The sequence below is a fragment of the Anaerosporobacter faecicola genome, assembly GCF_012070565.1.
Lineage (GTDB): Bacteria > Bacillota > Clostridia > Lachnospirales > Lachnospiraceae > Anaerosporobacter > Anaerosporobacter faecicola.
In genome coordinates this window covers 81,586-101,861 of sequence record NZ_JAAQRO010000002.1, presented here as the reverse complement: position 1 = coordinate 101,861, position 20,276 = coordinate 81,586, and the positions used below count along the sequence as shown (strand labels likewise).

At 36.5% G+C, this 20,276-nt stretch carries 17 protein-coding genes; 4 read left to right on the top strand and 13 right to left on the bottom strand.

The window, feature by feature from the left end:
* Positions 1–61: 61 nt before the first annotated feature.
* The 5 genes from HBB17_RS01020 to HBB17_RS01000 form a co-directional block, all read right to left on the bottom strand.
* The gene (locus HBB17_RS01020; RefSeq protein ID WP_167954938.1) at positions 62–979 is read right to left on the bottom strand and encodes a carbohydrate ABC transporter permease; all 918 of its coding nucleotides are present in this window, start codon (positions 977–979) and stop codon (positions 62–64) included.
* 12 nt (positions 980–991) lie between these two features.
* Positions 992–1,948 (bottom strand): ABC transporter permease, encoded by a 957-nt coding sequence (locus HBB17_RS01015; protein WP_167954936.1) that lies wholly within the window; start codon positions 1,946–1,948, stop codon positions 992–994.
* Between the two features lie 412 nt (positions 1,949–2,360).
* Positions 2,361–3,395, bottom strand: a complete 1,035-nt coding sequence (locus tag HBB17_RS01010) for a LacI family DNA-binding transcriptional regulator (protein ID WP_167954934.1) — start codon at positions 3,393–3,395, stop codon at positions 2,361–2,363.
* Positions 3,396–3,764: 369 nt separating this feature from the next.
* Positions 3,765–4,796 carry a LacI family DNA-binding transcriptional regulator gene (locus HBB17_RS01005; protein ID WP_167954933.1) on the bottom strand — a complete coding sequence of 344 codons (1,032 nt, stop codon included), beginning with the start codon at positions 4,794–4,796 and terminating at the stop codon, positions 3,765–3,767.
* A gap of 343 nt (positions 4,797–5,139) precedes the next feature.
* Positions 5,140–6,723, bottom strand: a complete 1,584-nt coding sequence (locus HBB17_RS01000; protein ID WP_167954931.1) for a L,D-transpeptidase family protein — start codon at positions 6,721–6,723, stop codon at positions 5,140–5,142.
* A gap of 374 nt (positions 6,724–7,097) precedes the next feature.
* Here HBB17_RS01000 and HBB17_RS00995 point away from each other — a divergent pair, with 374 nt between their 5' ends.
* The gene (locus HBB17_RS00995; RefSeq protein ID WP_167954929.1) at positions 7,098–7,712 is read left to right on the top strand and encodes a DedA family protein; all 615 of its coding nucleotides are present in this window, start codon (positions 7,098–7,100) and stop codon (positions 7,710–7,712) included.
* A gap of 60 nt (positions 7,713–7,772) precedes the next feature.
* Here the strand turns inward: HBB17_RS00995 and HBB17_RS00990 are convergent, their stop codons facing one another.
* From HBB17_RS00990 to HBB17_RS00980, 3 genes are all read right to left on the bottom strand, one after another.
* On the bottom strand, positions 7,773–8,756 hold the full coding sequence (locus HBB17_RS00990) for a hypothetical protein (RefSeq protein ID WP_167954927.1): 984 nt from the start codon (positions 8,754–8,756) through the stop codon (positions 7,773–7,775).
* Positions 8,757–8,880: 124 nt separating this feature from the next.
* The gene (gene truA / locus HBB17_RS00985) at positions 8,881–9,624 is read right to left on the bottom strand and encodes a tRNA pseudouridine(38-40) synthase TruA (protein ID WP_167954925.1); all 744 of its coding nucleotides are present in this window, start codon (positions 9,622–9,624) and stop codon (positions 8,881–8,883) included.
* Positions 9,625–9,667: 43 nt separating this feature from the next.
* Complete coding sequence (locus HBB17_RS00980) at positions 9,668–10,261, bottom strand: manganese efflux pump (protein ID WP_274380741.1); 594 nt, start codon at positions 10,259–10,261, stop codon at positions 9,668–9,670.
* A gap of 116 nt (positions 10,262–10,377) precedes the next feature.
* On the opposite strand from HBB17_RS00980, the gene HBB17_RS00975 reads away from it, so the two are divergent.
* Together HBB17_RS00975 and HBB17_RS00970 are read left to right on the top strand one after the other, a co-directional pair.
* Positions 10,378–13,017, top strand: a complete 2,640-nt coding sequence (locus HBB17_RS00975) for a calcium-translocating P-type ATPase, SERCA-type (RefSeq protein WP_167954922.1) — start codon at positions 10,378–10,380, stop codon at positions 13,015–13,017.
* A 97-nt stretch (positions 13,018–13,114) separates the two neighbouring features.
* On the top strand, positions 13,115–13,447 hold the full coding sequence (locus HBB17_RS00970; RefSeq protein WP_167954920.1) for a hypothetical protein: 333 nt from the start codon (positions 13,115–13,117) through the stop codon (positions 13,445–13,447).
* Between the two features lie 145 nt (positions 13,448–13,592).
* Here the strand turns inward: HBB17_RS00970 and pyrF are convergent, their stop codons facing one another.
* The 5 genes from pyrF to HBB17_RS00945 form a co-directional block, all read right to left on the bottom strand.
* Entirely contained in the window at positions 13,593–14,510 is a 918-nt protein-coding gene (pyrF, locus tag HBB17_RS00965; protein WP_167954918.1) for an orotidine-5'-phosphate decarboxylase, read from the bottom strand.
* A gap of 87 nt (positions 14,511–14,597) precedes the next feature.
* Positions 14,598–15,872: a dihydroorotase gene (locus HBB17_RS00960; RefSeq protein ID WP_167954916.1), complete on the bottom strand. Its 1,275-nt coding sequence runs from the start codon at positions 15,870–15,872 to the stop codon at positions 14,598–14,600.
* A gap of 94 nt (positions 15,873–15,966) precedes the next feature.
* A complete protein-coding gene (locus HBB17_RS00955; RefSeq protein WP_167954914.1) occupies positions 15,967–16,365 on the bottom strand; it encodes an NUDIX domain-containing protein in 399 nt (132 codons plus the stop codon).
* A gap of 211 nt (positions 16,366–16,576) precedes the next feature.
* Positions 16,577–17,161 carry a GNAT family N-acetyltransferase gene (locus HBB17_RS00950; protein ID WP_167954912.1) on the bottom strand — a complete coding sequence of 195 codons (585 nt, stop codon included), beginning with the start codon at positions 17,159–17,161 and terminating at the stop codon, positions 16,577–16,579.
* A gap of 103 nt (positions 17,162–17,264) precedes the next feature.
* Complete coding sequence (locus HBB17_RS00945; protein WP_167954910.1) at positions 17,265–18,806, bottom strand: M14 family metallopeptidase; 1,542 nt, start codon at positions 18,804–18,806, stop codon at positions 17,265–17,267.
* Between the two features lie 312 nt (positions 18,807–19,118).
* Between HBB17_RS00945 and HBB17_RS00940 the strand changes: the two genes are divergently transcribed.
* The gene (locus HBB17_RS00940) at positions 19,119–20,177 is read left to right on the top strand and encodes an Ig-like domain-containing protein (protein WP_167954908.1); all 1,059 of its coding nucleotides are present in this window, start codon (positions 19,119–19,121) and stop codon (positions 20,175–20,177) included.
* Positions 20,178–20,276: the final 99 nt, after the last annotated feature.

Sequence of the window (20,276 nt, the reverse complement as noted above, 5' to 3'; positions counted from 1 at the left end):
ATTGCTTGTAATCATGGGATCACCTCATTCAAACAGGATACGTACTAGTTACCCCATACAATTAACCTTTAACTGCTCCTACTGTAATACCTCCAATAAAATATTTCTGTACAAATGGGTACAATAAAATAATTGGACCGGTAGCTACGATTGCAGTCGCCATCTTTAGTGTTTCCTGTGGCAAGTTATCAAATGATACATAACTACCTGCTACAGAATTCTTTAATGCTTGAATCTTGTTAACCACTTCGTATAAATTATACTGTAATGGTTTATAGTCAACCTGTGCACTTAGGAATAGAGAGGAGTAATACCATTCATTCCAATATCCTAATGCAAGGAATAACCCAATTGTTGCCAATGCAGGTTTCACCATCGGAAGAATCAAAGCGGTAAAGATCTTCATATCACCTGCACCATCGATCTTACCTGACTCTGTAATTTCATGTGGAATGGATTTGATGAAGTTCTTCATCAATATGATCAGCCATGGAGTCATTAATAATGGTAAGAATACGGCAAGATAGCTGTCTTTTAAATGATAGAATTTTGTCATAATCAGATAAAAAGGTGCCAATCCTGCTGAGAATAAGGACGTAAAATATATGTAAAATGAAATTGCATTTCGGAAAGGGAAATCCTTTCTTTGTAGTGCATAGCCAGTCATAGCGATTACGAATAGTCCAACTCCTGTTCCGACAACTGCCATTGAAACAGTTACTGCATAAGAACCTAACATGTTCATTGGATTTTCAAAAATCAGGTTGTAAGCGTATGTTGTAAATCCTTTTGGAATAATCGTAAAACCAGTTTTTCTTATTAATCCTTCTGTACTAAATGATGTTGCAATGATCAAAAGGAATGGTAACAAGCAGGCAAGTGCAAATATTGATATAAATACGTAGGAAAAACCGCGGATTATCTTGTCTGACTTATCTAGCTTAATCTTATTCTTTACAGCTTTTTGAGTATTTGCCATCGTTTTCCCCCCTTAGAATAATGAATAGTCCGGATCGATCTTACTTACAATCTTGTTACATACTACAACCAAGATAAATCCAAATACTGACTGGTACAAACCAACTGCACTGGCTGTCTGGAAGTTAAAGTCATTGACTGTGGCTCGATAAACGAATGTTTCAATAATATCTGTCGTCTTGAATAACATGGAGTTTGATCCAATGATATTGTAGAACAATCCAAAGTTACCTCGAATGATACCTCCCATAGCAAACAATAATAAGATTACAAATGTTGGCTTCAAAGATGGTAATATGATATGACGAATCTTTTGGAATCCATTCGCTCCATCCACTCTTGCTGCTTCAATAATTTCCTGATCAATTCCGCAAATTGCTGCAAAATAAACTACTGTATTATATCCCGTTGACTTCCACAAATTAATCAAAACGATCAATCCCGGCCATATATTCGGGTTATCGTAGAAGCTGATCTTCTTGCCACCTAAACTAGTAATAATGCTATTGACGAAACCAAAATCAGAATTCAATAAATTGTAAATCAATAATCCAACCAAAACATCTGAAATAAAATATGGAAGGAACATGATTGTTTGTGCTGTCTTCTTAAAGATTTTCTTCTTTATCTCATTGAATAAAATTGCCATGAAGATTGCTAGCAAGTTTCCCAATAGAATAAATGCAATATTGTAAAGAATTGTATTCTTTGTTAACAACCAAATCTTTCCGGACTCGAATAAGAATTTGAAATTATCCCACCCTACAAATTCACTACCAAATATTCCTTTCCTGTAATTGTAGGAAGTAAATGCAACATAAGCACCCGGCATTGGTAAATAACTAAAAGCGAAGAAAAATACAATCGCTGGAAGACACATTAGAAGTAAAACCCGGTACTTAACTACTTTTTGCAAAAAACTCATTTTTCTTGGTCTAGCTGTGACAACATGACTTTTATTTTTGCTCATCTTTCATCCCCCATTCATAATATTTGAAACCGTTTTCACATAATACGATAAAAAAATGTTTTGTGCATTTTTTAATATGCATCATTTTGTGGTGTCAAATCTGTTCTTGTTTTCTACGGTATTTTTTCTCTATATATCCATTGTTTGCCTTTAATTAAGTAAAGTAATGGTGTACCATTTGAATATGCAAGTTACTTACCACTGTTACATGATCAAAACATTGTAATTTTTTATAATTTTTTAATTTGTTTTGTACTATTTGTACACTTTTGTATTAATGAAACCCTTTTCATACTGTCATTATAACACTCTGTAGAATAATGTCAACATGTTTTTATATATTTTATCTATTTTTTGTTCGTTATTTTATTTTTTATAGTAACATTCTACTATGTATTGTATAAAAAGTTGCTCACTTTATTCTTCTACAGGAATTCCTTACCACTAGTTTTGGATTAACAATTGTAATTTGAGGTACAGGTTCAGAATTAATTGCCTGTATTGCTACGTTCATAATCTCATCACCAAATTTTTGATAGTCATAACCAACTGAGGTAAGTTGAGGAATCATCACATCTGTCAGAAATGTATTATCGAAGCTGGCTAAAGAAAAATCCTCTGGTACATTCATGTTATTTTCAGCAATCGATTTCATAATTCCGCTTGCTGTAAAATCGTTAATTGCGATGATTGCAGTAGGTCTTTCTGATAATTGTAAGATCTTTTGCATACACAGATATCCGTCCGCATTATCATAAAATTCTGAATCTAGGACATATTCGCTTCGGTATGGTAAGCCATAACGCATCAGCATCTGCCTATATTTTGATCGTTTATCTACTGTACCTTTTACGTCCATTCTTCCTCCAAGGAAAGCAATCTTTGTATGGCCTAATTCAATCAAATATTCCATAATACATTCCATTGCACTGGCTTCATCAATATTAACTTGATAGCAATCTGCACCTTCTAGTCTTCCTGTTATCACAACTGGTGTAGTATTGGCGATACGATTTATATGATCCACATATTCCGGACAGGCAACCAATTCATCCACCCGACCACCAATCTGAATAATCGCATCCACTCTCTGGCTCACTAATTTCTCCAGATGCATATCTTCCAATTGATTATTTCCCAAAGAATTGCACAGTAATAGCATGTAACCCATTTCATAAGCTTTGCTTTCGCATTCCACGAATAGAGATGCATAGAAGGGATTTCGAACATCTGATATAATGATCCCAATGGTTTTGCTTTTTGTTTCACTAAGCCCTCTCGCTAAGGCATTGGGATGATAGTTGTATTTGTCAATTGCTTGTTCTACTCTCTTCTTTTTCTCTGCACTTACTCTGGCATTATGGGTTAACACTCTTGAAACGGTAGCAACAGAAACATTCGCTTCTTTCGCTACATCATAAATTGTAACTACTCTTTTCGAATCCATTCTTCCACCTCCTAATCACACGATGTACCTTGTATTTACACCTATAGAAGTTCCTTTGGGTGGTTAAACCTTGGTTAAGCTTGATTCTTTCGAAAGGGATTTGGCATCCGAATCAAGTTATACCACATACATGAAATCGACTTTACCTTTAAGTCATACTATAGTTTGTACAAAGCCAAGAATAGCAAGGCATGAATTCTACTAACGATACATATCGCTAATCGGGATAACCATCGTCGTACTATGTAGAATTAACCAAAAAAATAGACTATGAAATCGATTTCACAGTCTATTTTAAATCCATTAGCCATAATTTGTCAACCACTTTTGGCAATTTTCTCTAGTTAATTCTTACTTCTATTCTCTTTTTTATATTTTTTCACAGGAATTCTTAATTACTAACTCTGATTTTACCATTTGTAATCGTGGAACATCTTCTCCCTGAATTCTCTTAATTGCTGCCATTACTAATTTATTTGCAAAATCTTCATAATCATATCCAACTGTTGTCAACTTTGGCATACAAGCTTCTGTTCCAATGGTATTATCAAATCCACATACCGATATATCTTCTGGTATACGGTACCCTGTTTCCTGTAATGCTTGCATTATTCCAATGGAAGCGAAATCATTGATTCCAATAATAGCCGAAGGCAATTTTTTAACTTCTTTCAAGAATTTTTTCATGGCATGATATCCACCGTTAATGTCATAAGAACAATTGGCTATATATTCTTCTCGATAAGTTAGACCATATCTTGCGATCAATTGTTTGTATCTAGTTCGCTTATCATACGTTGATTTAGCCGTACTCTCTCCACCAATTAATGCAATTTCTTTGTGTCCAATGCTAACTAGATAATCAAACATGACCTCTAACGATTTACCTTCATCTAGATTTACCTGACAGCAGTCTGCTCCATCTAGTTTACCACTGATGATTACAGGTATATCATTGGCAATTCGGTTGATTGCATCCACGTATTCTGGATTTGAAACGACATCATCCACCGCACCACCTATCTGAATTATTGCATCCACCCGTTGTTCATATAACTTGAATAACTTGTCAGCTTCGTCGCTTTTTCCATCCAAATTAAAATTACTTAATAGAAGCATATACCCTTCTTTTGTCGCAGCTTTTTCACATTCTGTTGCTAATGCAGCAAAGAATGGATTTCGAATATCGCCAACTAATGCACCGATCATCTTTGTTTTTGTATTACTTAGTGATCGAGCTAACGCATTGGGGCGAAAATCATATTTTTCAATTATTTCTTTTACCTTTTGTGTTTTTTCTTCACTAACTCTAGTGCTATTCGTCATTACTCTTGATACAGTAGATGGCGATACACCCGCTTCTTTTGCAATCGTATAAATACTGATATTATCCTTACTCATGCATATTACCTACTTTCTGCTATTTAATGATTTCATACTATCTGATACAGGAAATCATTTTTTGTGTTTTCCTTGTCGTCATAATTGCATTTCATTCAATCTTTATCCTCTATGTACCGTATAATTTGATACGCTTAGGTTTTATTCCTATTTATTTAACATTTAACTCCATTCATTTACATATACATTGTTTTAAAAACAGGAATATACATTCCCCTTCGTTTCTAATTTGTAATCCCATTATTACTATACACTATAATGATAAGAATTCATACCATACAATTTAACAAAAAAATACCAACACTTTTTACATGTTGGTATTTTTCGCAATTTTTTCGCTTACTTACTCATCAATTAAAACTGTAATAATTGCATCTTTTCGAACATCATTATTCATATTATCATAGATGATATAAGTTACAATATAGCTAGTAATTAGATTATCCTCATTGTATTTAGTTACTATGCGTAATTCAATGTCATCCGTAACATCTTTACCGTTGTAGTATGCCGTAACACCCTCTAATAGATATTCTCGATCAACTATCACATCGCTCTCAACCTTACGATCCGTTACCCCTTCTAAAACAAGGTAGTCTTTCTTAATAAGATTGATCGTTTTTGTAGTTTTGTTGCCAACGGAATCTTCCACTGTATAGATTACGATATAACGATCTTCTTTTTCCTTAATCGTTACTTTTATGTCATCCACTGTTAATTTACTCGTATTGTCTGAGACCGTAATGCCTTCTAATACTGTTTTCTCATCTACTTTGGTATCCCATGGGATTTCTTTATTTTCTGCGCCCTTGATTACTGGTGCTTCATCATCTACGGTAAAGGTTGCCTTTTCTGTTGCTACTTTCTCCGTTTCTCCATTGGATGCTACTAACTTATACGTAACGCTATATGTCTTATCTTTATTATCTACGATCGTTACTTGAATATTGCTTGCATCAACTTTCTTATCTCCAATGGTTGCCGTTACACCTTTTAACACAAGTTCTTCTGTAATTTCTGTACCACCTTTCACCACTTGGTCTTTCACACCAGTGATCTTTGGCGTTCCAACTTCTTCTACTACTTCTTCACCCACAACTGTATACGTGATTGTCTTCTTAGCTGTCCTACCGATTTCATCTGTTACTTTATATGTAATCTTATATTTACCAGCTTTCTTCGTATTCACTTTTCCAGAAACAGTAATCCTAGAAGTGATACTAAATCCAGTTGTATTCTTCGCCGTGATTCCCTTTAATAAGTTTACCTTGTCTCCAACATTGATTGTCTTGTTTTTTGCTCCACTTATCGAAGGTTTCTTATTGTTAAATGGATTATTCTTATAATAGATATCCGTTGGATCCCAACCTGTATTCGGTTTTAACTTAATGGCAGTTGGTTTTCCAAGTGGACCTGGATCCTTGCTATTATAGATTGTAACCGTTGTTCCTACTGGACAATTATCATAGATCCATTTGGCATCCGCTACTGTCAATCGAATACAACCATGCGAACACATGGTACCAAGTTTATTATATTGAACAGCAGATAAAGTTGATGGATCTTGTTTGTAATACCAAACAGAATGGAACAGGATTCCCCCATTAATTCTTGTACAGTATTGTCCCCATACATTATCTAATAATACTTTCCAACGATAACGTGCTGGCGTTTTAAATGTACCTATTGGTGTGTCTGCACCTGTGGAACATATCATTGCCTTCACTGGAACCGTATACTTTCCTTTCTTGTTTTTTTCATAGATGGTAACACAATTCTGTTGTTTATTCACTTTAATTAAATATGGATATGAACTTGCTGCATCTGATGATGCATTATTATGTAAGCCCCAAAGTGTGAATAACACAATAGAAAGTGCCAGCAGATATTTGCTTCTCTTTTGTAATTGTTGTACTATCTCTTTCATCTCAACCTCCAAGTGTCATGCTGTTGTTACACTTATCCTTGATTGGAATCGCTACCAGCATTTACTATTACGTTTGGTATACTTTTCCTCGTATACTGTATAAGTGTTTTGTGGTATATTTGTGTCAATCATGTAACAATACTATTACAAGATATTAACTAAATATTTGAGCGGTCCGGCAAATGTCTAGTTCCTTTCTCACTTTTGCCAAGCAACTCATATAAATGGTACAGAGGCAAAATTCAGTGTATGACTTTTTGACTCTACCATCATTTATATGTTTTACTTGTCCAACTTAGACGTTATTTCTGTGAATATGCATTATTTTTTCTATGTGCTAATATACTTTGAAAAAAGAATGCTCGGAGTTAATTATGGATTTTTTTACAAACCTCATTTCAGAATATGGTTTATTAGCAATGTTTCTCATCATATTACTGGAATATGCTTGTTTTCCTGTATCTAGTGAAATCGTTCTTCCTTTCTCAGGTGCGATTGCCTGTGCAACCCATATTCACTTTTTCGTAATCTTAACGGCAAGTGTTATTGCTGGTCTTATTGGAACAACGATTTGCTATGTAATTGGTTTATATGGTGGTTCTGCAATCCTTCAAAAACTTGTAAAAAAATTTCCCAAATCACAGCACGGAATTGATTCTTCCTACCAGAACTTTGAAAAGTACGGAGCCTCTGCGGTGTGTTTTGCCCGGGTAATTCCTCTTTGTAGAACCTATATTGCATTTATAAGCGGAACAATGAAACAAAATTATTCCGTTTTTCTTTTATCATCTTTCATTGGTATTACAATTTGGAATACCCTACTAATTGGAACCGGATATTTCTTACAAGACAATTGGAAAGAAGCATACTCGTATTATGATCAATACAAACACATCTTAATCCCTGTTATCCTACTACTTCTTTTCCTTCTGTTGTACAAAAAAGTATTCCATCGAAAAGGAAAGCAAACAAACAAAGATTCCCTATAACGACACAAAGGGAGCTATTTTACCATTTTAATGGTCAATAGCTCCTTTTTTGGATCAATCTTAATGGTCTTCTAAACTCATAATGTAATAGTAGAATTGGTTACTTTCTTCCGAAAATTCTCCATATATTCCATATTCTCCACAAGTAAGCTCCACATATCCACTTGCTTCTCTTATACCATCACATGTCTCCTCTAGTGTATCTTCTTCTATGCTTGGATCAATGATTTCCAAACTCTTACGTACTAATTCAATTGCTTTTTCATTGTCTTCTTCATATACACCAACATAAAGCAATTTACCTGTAACCGTATCCGATGTAACAAAGTACATATTGGAAGCATTATCTGCTTCCGACCATAACGAATAGGTTTCATAATACGTAATCTTTTCATCATCAACCATTTCATATGAATTATCCATACTTGATTCATAATTCATCTCGATATCTTGGTCTGAAAAATACTGGTCCATAACAGGAATAATATCATCTTTTGTGGTAGCAAATAATGCATACCCATTAGATGGTTCTCCAGCTGCCATGATCTCATCGTAATCCGCCTCGTATACTTCAGCCATATCGTCTCTTAAGTCAGATTCATCATAAGCATAAGCATCTTGCTCATCCACTATACTTTCGTCTGAATCCTCTAACAATACATCTTCCTCTTTTGAATCATCTGTATCTAGCAAAAGATCGTCATAGGATACTTCTGTTGCTTCTTCATCCTTTGTGTTCTCTGTATCAGAAAACTTTGCAATCACAAAGATACCCGCTCCACAAACAAGTACGATCAAGAGTAATGCAAGTAACATTTGTCCGGCAGATGTCTTTTGTTTTTGTTCACCTTGCACATGTATCTCATTCGGTATCTGGTTTGATGGCTGAATAAATGGGTCTGCATAAGGTGCTGTATGAACCATATTCGAATCTTTTTCAGACACTCCTTGTTCCGTTTCACTCTTTCTAGCGAAATCCATACAATTCATGCAGAATCCATCTTTTTCTAGTGGTTTTCCACATCTTGAGCAGAAATTAGCCACGGAATCCCCCCCTTCTCTTTTTTCCTCTGTACATCATCACAATCCCCTTGCAAAGGTCTGTGCTGTACATTAATATACTATAATCTTACCTCAAATACATTTTTATGACAAGTAAAAACTCGAATTAGTATTTTACATCTGTAAGAAAAAGACCTTTGGCATCTGCTGCCGCTGGAGCAAGATTTCGATCTTTCTTCTCAATAATCTGTTCTACATATTGAGGTTCCATCTTTCCCGTTCCAACTTCAAGCAATGTTGCAACAATGATTCGCACCATAAATGGCCAAAAGTCATCCCCATGTAAGGTAATCAGCACTTCTTCTTTGTCTCCATAGATATCAATATCGAATAATTCTCTTTCTGTAGATTTCTTCTGTTTCTTATTATCCGAAAATGCTTTAAAATCATGTTTTCCCTTCAGATACTCTGCTGCTTGACGCATCTTGAGTAAATCTAAGGAGTCAAAACAGTAATAACTATATTTTCTTGCAAAGACATTGGGAACTTCCCCAATTCCGATCTTATATTCATAAACAAACGATTTGGCATTATAACTACTATGAAAACGCTCCGGCACTTCCAATGCTTCTTTTACAGCTATATCTCTCGGAAGATAGCGATTCAGATAATGTTTGATTTCATATACCTTCATTGTAGAATTCGTCTGAAAATTGGCTACTTGTGCATACGCATGCACACCAGCTTCCGTTTTTGCCGCTCCAACTAGTTGAATCTCTTCCCCTTCCATCTGACTTAATACTGCTTCAACCTTATCCTGAATCATAACACGATTGGGATACTTCGGTTGTTTTTGCCAGCCATCGTAACGTGATCCATCATATTCCAATACCAATTGTATATTTCTCATGTTTTTCTCCTACTTATTCCGTATTTTAAGCTAAATCATTATATCATAAACACCTTATTATAGCAATGAAGATCAGAAGTGCACCAGAAAACACACCGCACACCTTACTATTAATCGTCTTAACTTTTGCAAATTTCTTAATCAGATAATTTCCTATTGATAAAAATCCCACTTGTGTAAATCCTACAAGGATTGGTACAAATGTACTCTCTAGTCCAATTGCAACAATAGCGATTCCAGCACTGATTGAATCTGCTGATAATGCAACTCCTAAGATAATTGCTTCAAACCATTCAATCTTCTTTGATTGGTCCAAGTCATAATATGCCTCTTCATCACTAAACAGGCTATTTCGAATATAGATTACCCCCATTAACACTAGGATTGCAGTCCCAAGTAGCATCATAACATCGGGTGGCACATACTTTGTGATTTGTTTTCCAACTACAATGGATAAGAACATTACACCCCCAGATATTAATCCAATGACTCCTTTTGCCATTGTGCCAATCACCACCCCACGTAAAGGATACGCAATTCCAATTCCCAAGGCATCTATACTTAATGAGATTGATATCACAATGATCTGTAATAGCAATACATTCTTCTCCTTTCGAGAGGAAGATTCACATCTCAAAAGACACGCCTCTCTATAATAAAGTATGCAAAGTGAAAAGAATGGCTACTTGTATCTGTTATAATTTCCGTGTCCATGCATATATTAGAGTAACTATGATTACAAGGAGTTTCTACATGAATTATCACAATCTATCCGCACAGGATACAGCCAAACTTCTTCATTCTGATGCAGAATCAGGACTGACAAGTAAGGAAGCAGCAAAGCGTATCCATGAGTATGGAGAGAATGTTCTAGAAACGAAAAAAAATAAAAGTATTGTAAGTAAATTCTTTTCGCAATTCAAAGATTTTATGATTGCAATCCTCATCGTCGCTGCCATTATCTCCTTTGCCATATCCGTACTTGAAGGGCATGCCGATTTTGTGGATCCAATTATTATATTTGCTATTATCATCTTGAATGCTGTATTAGGTGTTTTACAGGAGACAAAAGCAGAGCGTTCCCTAGAAGCATTAAAGAATATGACTGCTCCAACTGCAACCGTAATTCGTAATGGCTGCCATAGTGTTATTTCTTCCAAAGAACTTGTTCCTGGAGATCTTATACAACTAGAAACCGGACACTATGTACCTGCTGATGCACGATTGCTAACTGCAATCAACCTCCGAATCGATGAGTCTGCCCTGACTGGTGAATCTCATCCCATTGAAAAAAATGCAGATAAGATCTACGATATCAACACCCCTTTGGCAGATCGAAAGAATCTTGTCTACGCTACCAGTATTGTATCCTATGGTCGTGGCTGTGCTATTGTAACCAGCACTGGAATGCATACAGAAGTGGGTCATATAGCCAAATTGATTATGGCTGATGATACCCCTGATACCCCATTACAAAAGAGATTAGCTGTAACAGGAAAAGTTCTCGGAATTGCTGCACTATTAATTTGTTTGCTCATCTTCCTGCTTGGAACCATTCAAGGACGTCCACCATTTGATATGTTCATGACCAGTGTTTCTCTGGCTGTAGCTGCAATCCCAGAAGGTCTTCCCGCAATCGTAACAATCATGTTGTCCCTAGGGGTATCTCGCATGGCAAAGAAAAATGCTGTGATACGTAAACTCCCTGCTGTAGAAACCTTAGGTAGCGCTACCGTTATCTGCTCTGATAAGACAGGAACGTTAACGCAAAACCAGATGACCGTAACAGATCTCTATTCCATTCATGGGAAAGTAAATTTTGATTCCAAAGAAGCCAGCCACATACTTACTCTTGGCTCACTATGTAATGATTCGACGCTTAAGGTAACAAAAAATGATATAACTGCAACAGGAGAACCCACTGAAAATGCAATCATTCTTGCAGCATGTAAAGTCGGAATTAACAAAGCCAAACTCGATCTGAGCAATAAGCGAGTCTCAGAGATTCCATTTGATTCTTCCAGAAAATTAATGACAACCATTAATAAAATGGAAAATGAACAGCTTCTATGCATCACCAAAGGAGCGCCTGATGTCCTTCTTTCTCGGTGTACACACTATTACGATAATGGTAAGATTTCTCCGTTAACCAATGCCAAACGGGCAATTATTCAAAAATACAATACAGATATGGCGAAACGAGCACTGCGCGTACTTGCAGTTGCTTATAAAGAGACCTCTAAGATTATACAGGGAACTGCATTAGCAGAAAGTACACTTATATTCACCGGACTAATTGGTATGATTGATCCACCACGTCCAGAAGCGAAAGATGCAGTACGAATCTGCAAACAAGCTGGAATCACACCTATTATGATCACGGGAGACCATATTACAACAGCATGCGCCATAGCAAAGGAATTGGGGATTCTAGAAGATGGCGACAAATCTCTAACAGGAACGGAACTATCTGTTATGTCAGAAGAGACTTTGAATAACACGATTGATTCCTATCGTGTATTTGCCCGCGTTACACCCGAACATAAGGTACGAATCGTCAAAGCATTCCAGAAAAAAGGCAATGTCGTTGCTATGACTGGAGATGGTGTGAATGATGCACCTGCTTTAAAGACAGCAGATATTGGTTGTGCTATGGGACTTAGTGGAACAGATGTTGCAAAAAATGCGTCTGACATGATCCTTACTGACGATAATTTTGCAACGATTGTATCAGCGGTTCAGGAAGGTCGCGGAATCTATCAGAATATTCGCAAAGCAATTCATTTCCTTCTTTCCAGCAACATTGGTGAAATCCTAACAATTTTTGCAGCAATTTTACTTGGCTTACCCTCCCCTCTCCTTGCTGTGCAACTCTTATGGGTCAATCTCGTTACGGATTCTTTGCCAGCAATCTCCCTCGGTGTGGAAGCTGCTGACAAAGACATTATGAAAAACAAACCAATTCCACCTTCCACAGGAATGTTCGCCAATGGTCTGGTATTTAAGATTCTCTTTGAAGGTCTCTTAATTGGTTCACTTGCCTTAACTGCATTTATACTAGGTTACCGTTACAATATTGGTGGTTCAACTGATTCCTTAACGTTAGGAAGAACAATGGCATTTGCCGTATTGAGTCTCTCCCAACTATTTCATTCCTTTAACATGCGCAGCGACAAATCGATCTTAACAATTGGAATATTCAGCAATATAAAACATCTTTTATCTTTTATTGTATGTACCATTTTATTAACAACAGTAATTACCTTCGAGCCACTTGCGATGATATTCAAAGTCCTTCCTCTTAATGCAAAGCAATGGGTAAGTGTTGGTGTTCTTTCCTTTGTACCAATTCTTATTGTAGAGATTCAAAAAAGGGTAAATAATAATCATTGAATTCAGGTCATAAAGGTTGTATACTGTTAGTAAAATATGACTTGATTCGTATCTTATTGGTCATGTGAGATTGTAACAGATTAAGGAGGCAACACGATTGGAACAACAAATAAAAAGTACGAAACTCAAACCATTTGATAATACCTTAATGGATGATTTAAGTATGTACGATAAAATGCCATATAAAAGCAATTATGACTTATGCAATTCCAATACGGTTTGTTTAGAAAGTGGGAATTTACTGAAATCGTACCGTGTAAGTGAAAAAGAGCCTTACATAATAAAACAAGATGAGAAGCGTTTTCAGATACTTAGGGAAACTGTTCAGCCAATGCCAGAACTTGAAGAATCGGATACGGCTTTCGATGACTCAGATAGTTTGACACCAGAACAATTAGAAAGTCTATTAGATGATCAGAATGTCGATTAAATTATTTATCCCTGATCCATTCTATATAATTTAAATGAAAAGGTTGTAGCACAATCACTAACGGATTCATTCCATATCCTGATTGTGCTACAACCTCTTTTTGCTCTTTCTATACTATGCGTGTTGACCAGACAAACAAAAACATCTACAGTGCAGATTTAATATCTGTTATCATATCAATTACAGCCTGTCTTGATGCATCTGCGAATGCTGTTTCTCCGAACTTTGCGTATTTATCCTGTTTATAAGCAGCAATGATTCCTCTAGAAGAATTTACAATCGCTCCTAATCCATCTTTATTAAAGTAAGGTGCTAAATCGGAAGCTTTTCCTCCTTGTGCACCATAACCTGGTACTAATATATATGTCTTAGGCATGATCTTACGTAAAACTTTCCCCATCTCAGGATATGTTGCACCTACAACTGCTCCTACATAACTATAGGAATCACCCATATGGTTTTCACCCCAGCTTGCTACTTTTTCACCAACTAATTCATACAATGGTCTTCCATTTACTAATTGGTCTTGGAACTCGCCACTTGACTTATTAGAAGTCTTAACGAGCACAAAGATTCCTTTTTTCTCTTCTTTACACACCTTAATAAATGGTTCAACTCCGTCTGATCCAAGGTATGGATTTACGGTAACAAAATCCTCATCAAAACCATAGAAGGAATTCTGACCAACGGAAACTTTCCCTATATGTCCTACTGCATAAGCTTCTGAAGTAGAACCAATGTCTCCTCGTTTAATATCTCCAATAACTACAAGCCCTTTTTCCTTACAGTACTCAACTGTTTTCTTAAAAACTTTAAGTCCCTCGATGCCAAATTGTTCATACATAGCAATCTGTGGTTTTACTGCAGGGATTAAATCATATGTTGCATCAATGATCCCTTTGTTGAATTGCCATACTGCTTCCGCAGCACCTTCTAATGTCTCACCCTTTTCTTCAAATGCTTTGTTCTTTACGCTTTCTGGTATATAAGAAAGCATAGGGTCAAGTCCTACAACGATTGGTGCTCCTAATGTTTCAATTCTACGAATAAGCTTGTTAATCATAACTTCCTCCCTTTATTGTTTCGACAAATCGGAGTATACTCTCCCATCTGTCATATTCTTATCTGATGATTGTTTATATATTGTAAACTAAAGTTGATAAGCAACTTCTCCTGCTACGATGGTACAGTGAATTCTGCCTGTTACTTTTTTCCCATGGAATGGTGTGTTCTTTCCTTTTGAGACAAATGTATTCTTATCAATTACATATTCTTCCTTCGGATCTGCGATTACGATATCCGCTACTGCACCTTCTGCTAATGTCCCTTTGGAAATTCCAAGTACATGAGCAGGATTCCTACTCATCTTCTCCACCAATTGTTTCTTGGTAAGATATCCTCCATTAACAAGTTCCGTCATCGCAAGAGAATATGCTGTTTCTAATCCAACAATTCCAAATGGTGCTTCCTTCATGGATTTTTTCTTTTCCTCTTCACTATGAGGGGCATGATCCGTAGCAATCACATCGATTATATTGTCTCGTAAAGCTTCTTTTAACGCTTGTACATCTTCTTTGCTTCGCAACGGCGGATTCATCTTATAGTTACCATCGTCTAGAAGGATATCTTCTTCTGACATAGCAAAATGATGTGGACAAACCTCTGCAGTTACTGGTAAATGCTGTGCCTTTGCTTCCTTCACCATCCACGCACTATCTTTGGTTGAACAATGACATAGATGTAATTTCACTCCTGTTTCCTTTGCTAACAGAATGTCCCTTGCAGCGATCACATCTTCTACAGCGTTGGTGATTCCTGGCATCCCAAGTTGTTGTGCTTTTGTTCCTGCATTCATAACGCCGCCTTGTACCAAACTCTTATCTTCACAATGGGCTAAGACAACGATATTTTCTTTCTTTGCAGTTTCCATTCCTTTTTTATAGATTGCAGTATTCATAACAGATTTTCCATCTTCACTGATTGCTACGATTCCCTGTTCTACCATGGAATGAATCTCAGAAAGTTCCAACCCTTCCTGCCCTTTTGTAACTGCACCAACTGGTAAGATATGAACAACCGAATCCGTCTCAGCTTTTTTCATTAGATCAGCTACCATCTTGCCACTATCGATTACTGGATTTGTATTTGGCATAGGACAGATTGTCGTAAACCCTCCATGTGCTGCAGCCCTAGAACCCGATTGAATGGTCTCTTTATACGTAAAACCTGGCTCCCTTAGATGTACATGTAGATCAATAAATCCGGGCATTACATCACAATTTGTGGCATCGATAATCTGGTCTACCTCTTCTGTAATATTCTTTGCCACCTTTACAATCCGATCTCCTTCAATCAGAATGTCATATATACCTTCTTTATTCGTTGCGGGATCAATCACATTCCCATTCTTGATCATTCGCTTCAAAAGAAACCACCTTTCTCCTATGAAACTGTCCTAGGTTTTGTACCAATGTTACCTTGTATCAATGTTACTTTGTATCAATCAAAATCGGAATTGCTTATTCTACATCTGCATTATCCAAATCTTTAAGGATATCCTGATTGTTGATATAGTCCGCAAATTCTTCTTTTGTAATCCATTTATAGTTATGTAATTCCTCTGACAGAACCACATCTTCCATTCCTGTTAGGCATAGATATGTGATACCAATCGTATAGGTATCTCCAGCCATAAAGGACCAGGTATATAAGATCCGATCAATCTGTGTACATAAGCCTGTATTCTCTGTTATAACACGTACAACAGCACGGTCTGGTGCTTCACCAAAATTAACTTCGCCATCAACAAATCCCCATTGATAAGGATCTTGAATTCGATCATCAAACCATTTTTCAACAATCAGATACTTATCTAGATTCTTTACGATTCCTTTTACGATAATTCTGTACTTACCCATCCCAACACCTCCAATATGTCATTCATAAGGACAACAGCATAATTTCCTGCCAGATCTTTTCATGTTTCCATTGATGCCGTCATCCTTGCTATTATACCATACACTTTCTAATATGGAAACTGCTTTATTCTTACTGCTTTTTTGATGATCTGTTTTGATTATTTGCTTTGCTTTTTAGTGCTAAATATTTCTTTTCTTGGATCTGATTATCTTACTCCGTTTGAGCAGCGTAGTTAGTTGCTATCTTCTCAATTGTCGTATACTTCTCATAATTGACTTCACCAAACATTTGAAGATAGAGTTCTTCTATTGCTGCTTGTAATACCGTATCCTCTCCATCCCATTGAATCGGTAGATATAAAATGTCGAATTCCACACCATATACATTCGTTCGTAATGAAGTTCTTCGTAATCCATTCTTCTCATAAAAATGGATTCTACGTTCTCTAATCATCCGTTCTTCTTCATTTGCAGCTGTTCGTACCGACTCCACTTCAATCAGATATCCTTTTGATGTTTGATCCACTTTTGATAGTTCTTGTAATAGATAAGAACCATATCCTCTTCCTCTATACTTTCGATTACAAGCATAGTAATCCAAAAGTTGAAATTCTTTCTTCTCTTGCAACATAAACATTGCATAAGCTAGGAGTTCTTCTTTTTCATATAACCCATAGATCGTATAGATTCCCAGATCAAGATAAGACATGATCTGATCAAGTGTCTTCAACTCACTTTGTGGGAAATCTACAATCATATGCTGTTCATACAGGTCTTTTACCTGTTCTTTTTTCATACATTGTATTTTCATATTTCTTTCTTGCCTTTCATAAATCAGGTACCCTTTACTAGATGTGAGTCAACATGTGAAATTTACTTTCGCATGCCTACTCCTCCTCTTATTTACCCAGTACCTGTGCTGCTACTGCTGGAATAATATCTTTGGTCTGCTTCCAAATAGTCTTATACTGAGAATGGCTAACTGGCGCACTGATCATTCCTGTCTCAATCGTAATTGCTGGTACACCTAAATCCCTTACAGCCCAATCACTAAAACCTCCATAGGATATTGTTTTATAACTCTGTGTGACGAGACTATACCCCGTCAATTTCTTCACCAGATTAACTAGTTCCTTACATTTCTTCATTAAAGTTCCTTTTTGTCCATAATTCCAATATATAATATTTCCCATGCAATGATAACTTAGTACTGTTTTCAGCCCACTAATGCTTTCTGTATAAGCAACCATTGCTTTCGATTCTTTTTGAGACAATGCTTTTGTTCCAGGATAGTTCATGCTTCCGGGTTTTTTTACACCTGTCTTCTTTGTCCAACCAAAAGAAAAATTCTTATTCAGATCGACACCCTTCGCATTCGCCTTCCATCTAGTATAATTACTTGACTTCTGCATTCCCTGTAATGCGATTACTAGTTTCTTATCGCGAATTTTCTTCAGTCCATACTGGCTTATGATCACCCCATCTGGATTAGCCATTGGAATGATATGAATCGCTACTTCATCAAAAAGTTCTTTATAGGTGGTTCCCTCATAGGAACCTTTTTCATAATGCACAAGGAAATATTCCAATTGTGCCATTAATAGCTGTGTATTAATATATTCTCGTGCATGAATACTGCCTTGAATCAAGATGTGCTTCTCTGCGTTGGGATTCCCTAATATAGCACAGTATAGATTTCTTTTATCACTTGTTGTACCTATTGTTGTTACCGATAGAATATCAGGATAATATCTGCTTAATAGCTTTAAATCTGCTTTCATATTACTATAATCATATAGTTTATCTGTTGTACTAACTACATCCGTAGGAATGCTTGGTTTCTTCGTTGTTAATTCAGTTGATTTAATATATCCTGTTTCTCCCTCAAACGTGATTTGATCAAATCCTTCTTCTCCAAGTCCGATCCTCGTGTATTTTTTATATGGGATTGCTGTTCCTAGCTTGTTGCTATTGGTATCCGGTTCTTCATATACTGTGCAGTTTTTTGTTACATACACAGTCTCCTTCACGTTCTTATAGACTGGTTCTTTCACATCTGGATTGTTTTGGTCTTCTCCTGATTCTGGAGTTGTTTCGTTTGCATCCGTTTGGTTTTCTCCTGTTTCTGGAGTTGTTTCGTTTGCGTCCGTTTGGTTTTCTCCTGTTCCTGGAGTTGTTTCGCTTGCGTCCGTTTGGTTTTCTCCTGTTCCTGGAGTTGTTTCGCTTGCGTCCGTTTGGTTTTCTTCTATTACTAGATAGTTTTCACCAACTACTGTCTGGTTTTCATTTTCCTGAATACCAACAACCTGCGTATGTTCTTTCGCTTCTGCTACTGGAACCATCACGATGTTCCCCAACATGGTAACGATTCCTATGTAGACAATTGCTTTTGTATACCCACTTATCCCCCTTTTCGTCTGTTTGCTCCACTGTCGTTTCATCCTGCCGTACTTCCTTCCTACCCCTTGGTTTCTTATTCATTAGCTTCCCTGCAGTCATTCTCAAGATTGATTCATTAACAAAGTAAAACCAAAAACTTAATATAGGCTTTAATACCCAAACTAAGTATCAGGGGCAATCGATCCATTGCCCCCAACATCATTATAATAAGGGTTTTCATAATAATCAAGATTATCACAACAAATGCCTTGATGATTTCTTGAATTATTTACCATATTGTGGTAATATAAAATCATGTTTGCAATGCGTATCCTACGCAGCATTTATTCCTCTATAAAGAATGGAGGAGTTCTATGAAATCTTATATCAAAACTGTTTCCAATCACTACAAGCATTTCTTTACTCGTTGTATGGTTGGTATCTTATTATTTCTTATGATCGGCCTTAATCCCATACTTCAACTAGAGGCAAAAGCCTCAATTGGAAAACTCACTACCTATCCTTTTGTCTTGCTGACAAATTATGAGAAGACACTTGCTATTGGCGATTCCTTCTATCTCGTTGCCTTCACCTCCAATGGAAAATCACCCACTTATAAGAGTAGTAATGGAAAAGTTGCATCTGTCAATACATATGGGAAAATCTTAGCAAAAAAAGCAGGTACCGCTATCATAACTGTTAAGATCAAAGGAGCTGAAGCTACCTGCTTAATAACGGTGGATAAAACGAAGATTACGCTGAATGAATCAACGATTTCCCTTGAACATGGAGAAACATTTCAACTCAAGACTAGCACTTCTACTGGTTCAATGCCTATCTATAAGACCAATCGAAAAAGTATTGCAGCAGTTGACGAAACGGGGCTCATCACTGCAAAGAAACCTGGCGAGGCAACCATCACCATCTCTGCAGATGGTACCAAAGTAACTTGCAAAGTAAGGGTAAAGAAACCCAAAATCACGTTAAACGAAACGAAAATCTCTCTTTACCGTGGAGAAACCTTTCAACTTAAAGCAAGTATCTCATCTAATCTTTTACCCAAATGGAAAACCAATCGAAAAAGTATTGCCATCGTTGACGACAGTGGTCTGATAACCGCAAAAAAGCATGGTAATGCAACAATAACTGCCACATTAGACGGTGTTGCAAAAACTTGTGAAGTGACAGTTCTATCCCCGACGATTACATTAAGTTCAAATTCCCTCACATTACAAGTCGGGCAAACGACAACACTCTATGCAACTGTCTCTTCTGGTAATACACCAACCTGGTCCTGTAGCAACAACACCGTCATTGACCTTACTTCCGATGGAACGATTACTGCAAAGAAAAAGGGTACAGCCTATGTTTATGTCAAAGAGGATGGAACCAAAGTAAAATGCAAGATCATTGTTATTGATAAAGAGAATTAAATCATATAAGGGCCAAAAAATTGATCTTTTCATGCAAGCATGAAATTCACGACCTTTTGGCCCTTGTAACGAAAAATCTATCGTATGAATACGATTGAG

What these genes read in the sequence shown, in the direction of transcription:
- HBB17_RS01020 (WP_167954938.1), bottom strand. Translation starts at nt 979, where the DNA reads ATGGCAAATACTCAAAAAGCTGTAAAGAATAAGATTAAGCTAGATAAG.
- HBB17_RS01015 (WP_167954936.1), bottom strand. Translation starts at nt 1,948, where the DNA reads ATGAGCAAAAATAAAAGTCATGTTGTCACAGCTAGACCAAGAAAAATG.
- HBB17_RS01010 (WP_167954934.1), bottom strand. Translation starts at nt 3,395, where the DNA reads ATGGATTCGAAAAGAGTAGTTACAATTTATGATGTAGCGAAAGAAGCG.
- HBB17_RS01005 (WP_167954933.1), bottom strand. Translation starts at nt 4,796, where the DNA reads ATGAGTAAGGATAATATCAGTATTTATACGATTGCAAAAGAAGCGGGT.
- HBB17_RS01000 (WP_167954931.1), bottom strand. Translation starts at nt 6,723, where the DNA reads ATGAAAGAGATAGTACAACAATTACAAAAGAGAAGCAAATATCTGCTG.
- HBB17_RS00995 (WP_167954929.1), top strand. Translation starts at nt 7,098, where the DNA reads ATGGATTTTTTTACAAACCTCATTTCAGAATATGGTTTATTAGCAATG.
- truA (WP_167954925.1), bottom strand. Translation starts at nt 9,624, where the DNA reads ATGAGAAATATACAATTGGTATTGGAATATGATGGATCACGTTACGAT.
- HBB17_RS00975 (WP_167954922.1), top strand. Translation starts at nt 10,378, where the DNA reads ATGAATTATCACAATCTATCCGCACAGGATACAGCCAAACTTCTTCAT.
- pyrF (WP_167954918.1), bottom strand. Translation starts at nt 14,510, where the DNA reads ATGATTAACAAGCTTATTCGTAGAATTGAAACATTAGGAGCACCAATC.
- HBB17_RS00955 (WP_167954914.1), bottom strand. Translation starts at nt 16,365, where the DNA reads ATGGGTAAGTACAGAATTATCGTAAAAGGAATCGTAAAGAATCTAGAT.
- HBB17_RS00950 (WP_167954912.1), bottom strand. Translation starts at nt 17,161, where the DNA reads ATGAAAAAAGAACAGGTAAAAGACCTGTATGAACAGCATATGATTGTA.
- HBB17_RS00945 (WP_167954910.1), bottom strand. Translation starts at nt 18,806, where the DNA reads ATGAAACGACAGTGGAGCAAACAGACGAAAAGGGGGATAAGTGGGTAT.
- HBB17_RS00940 (WP_167954908.1), top strand. Translation starts at nt 19,119, where the DNA reads ATGAAATCTTATATCAAAACTGTTTCCAATCACTACAAGCATTTCTTT.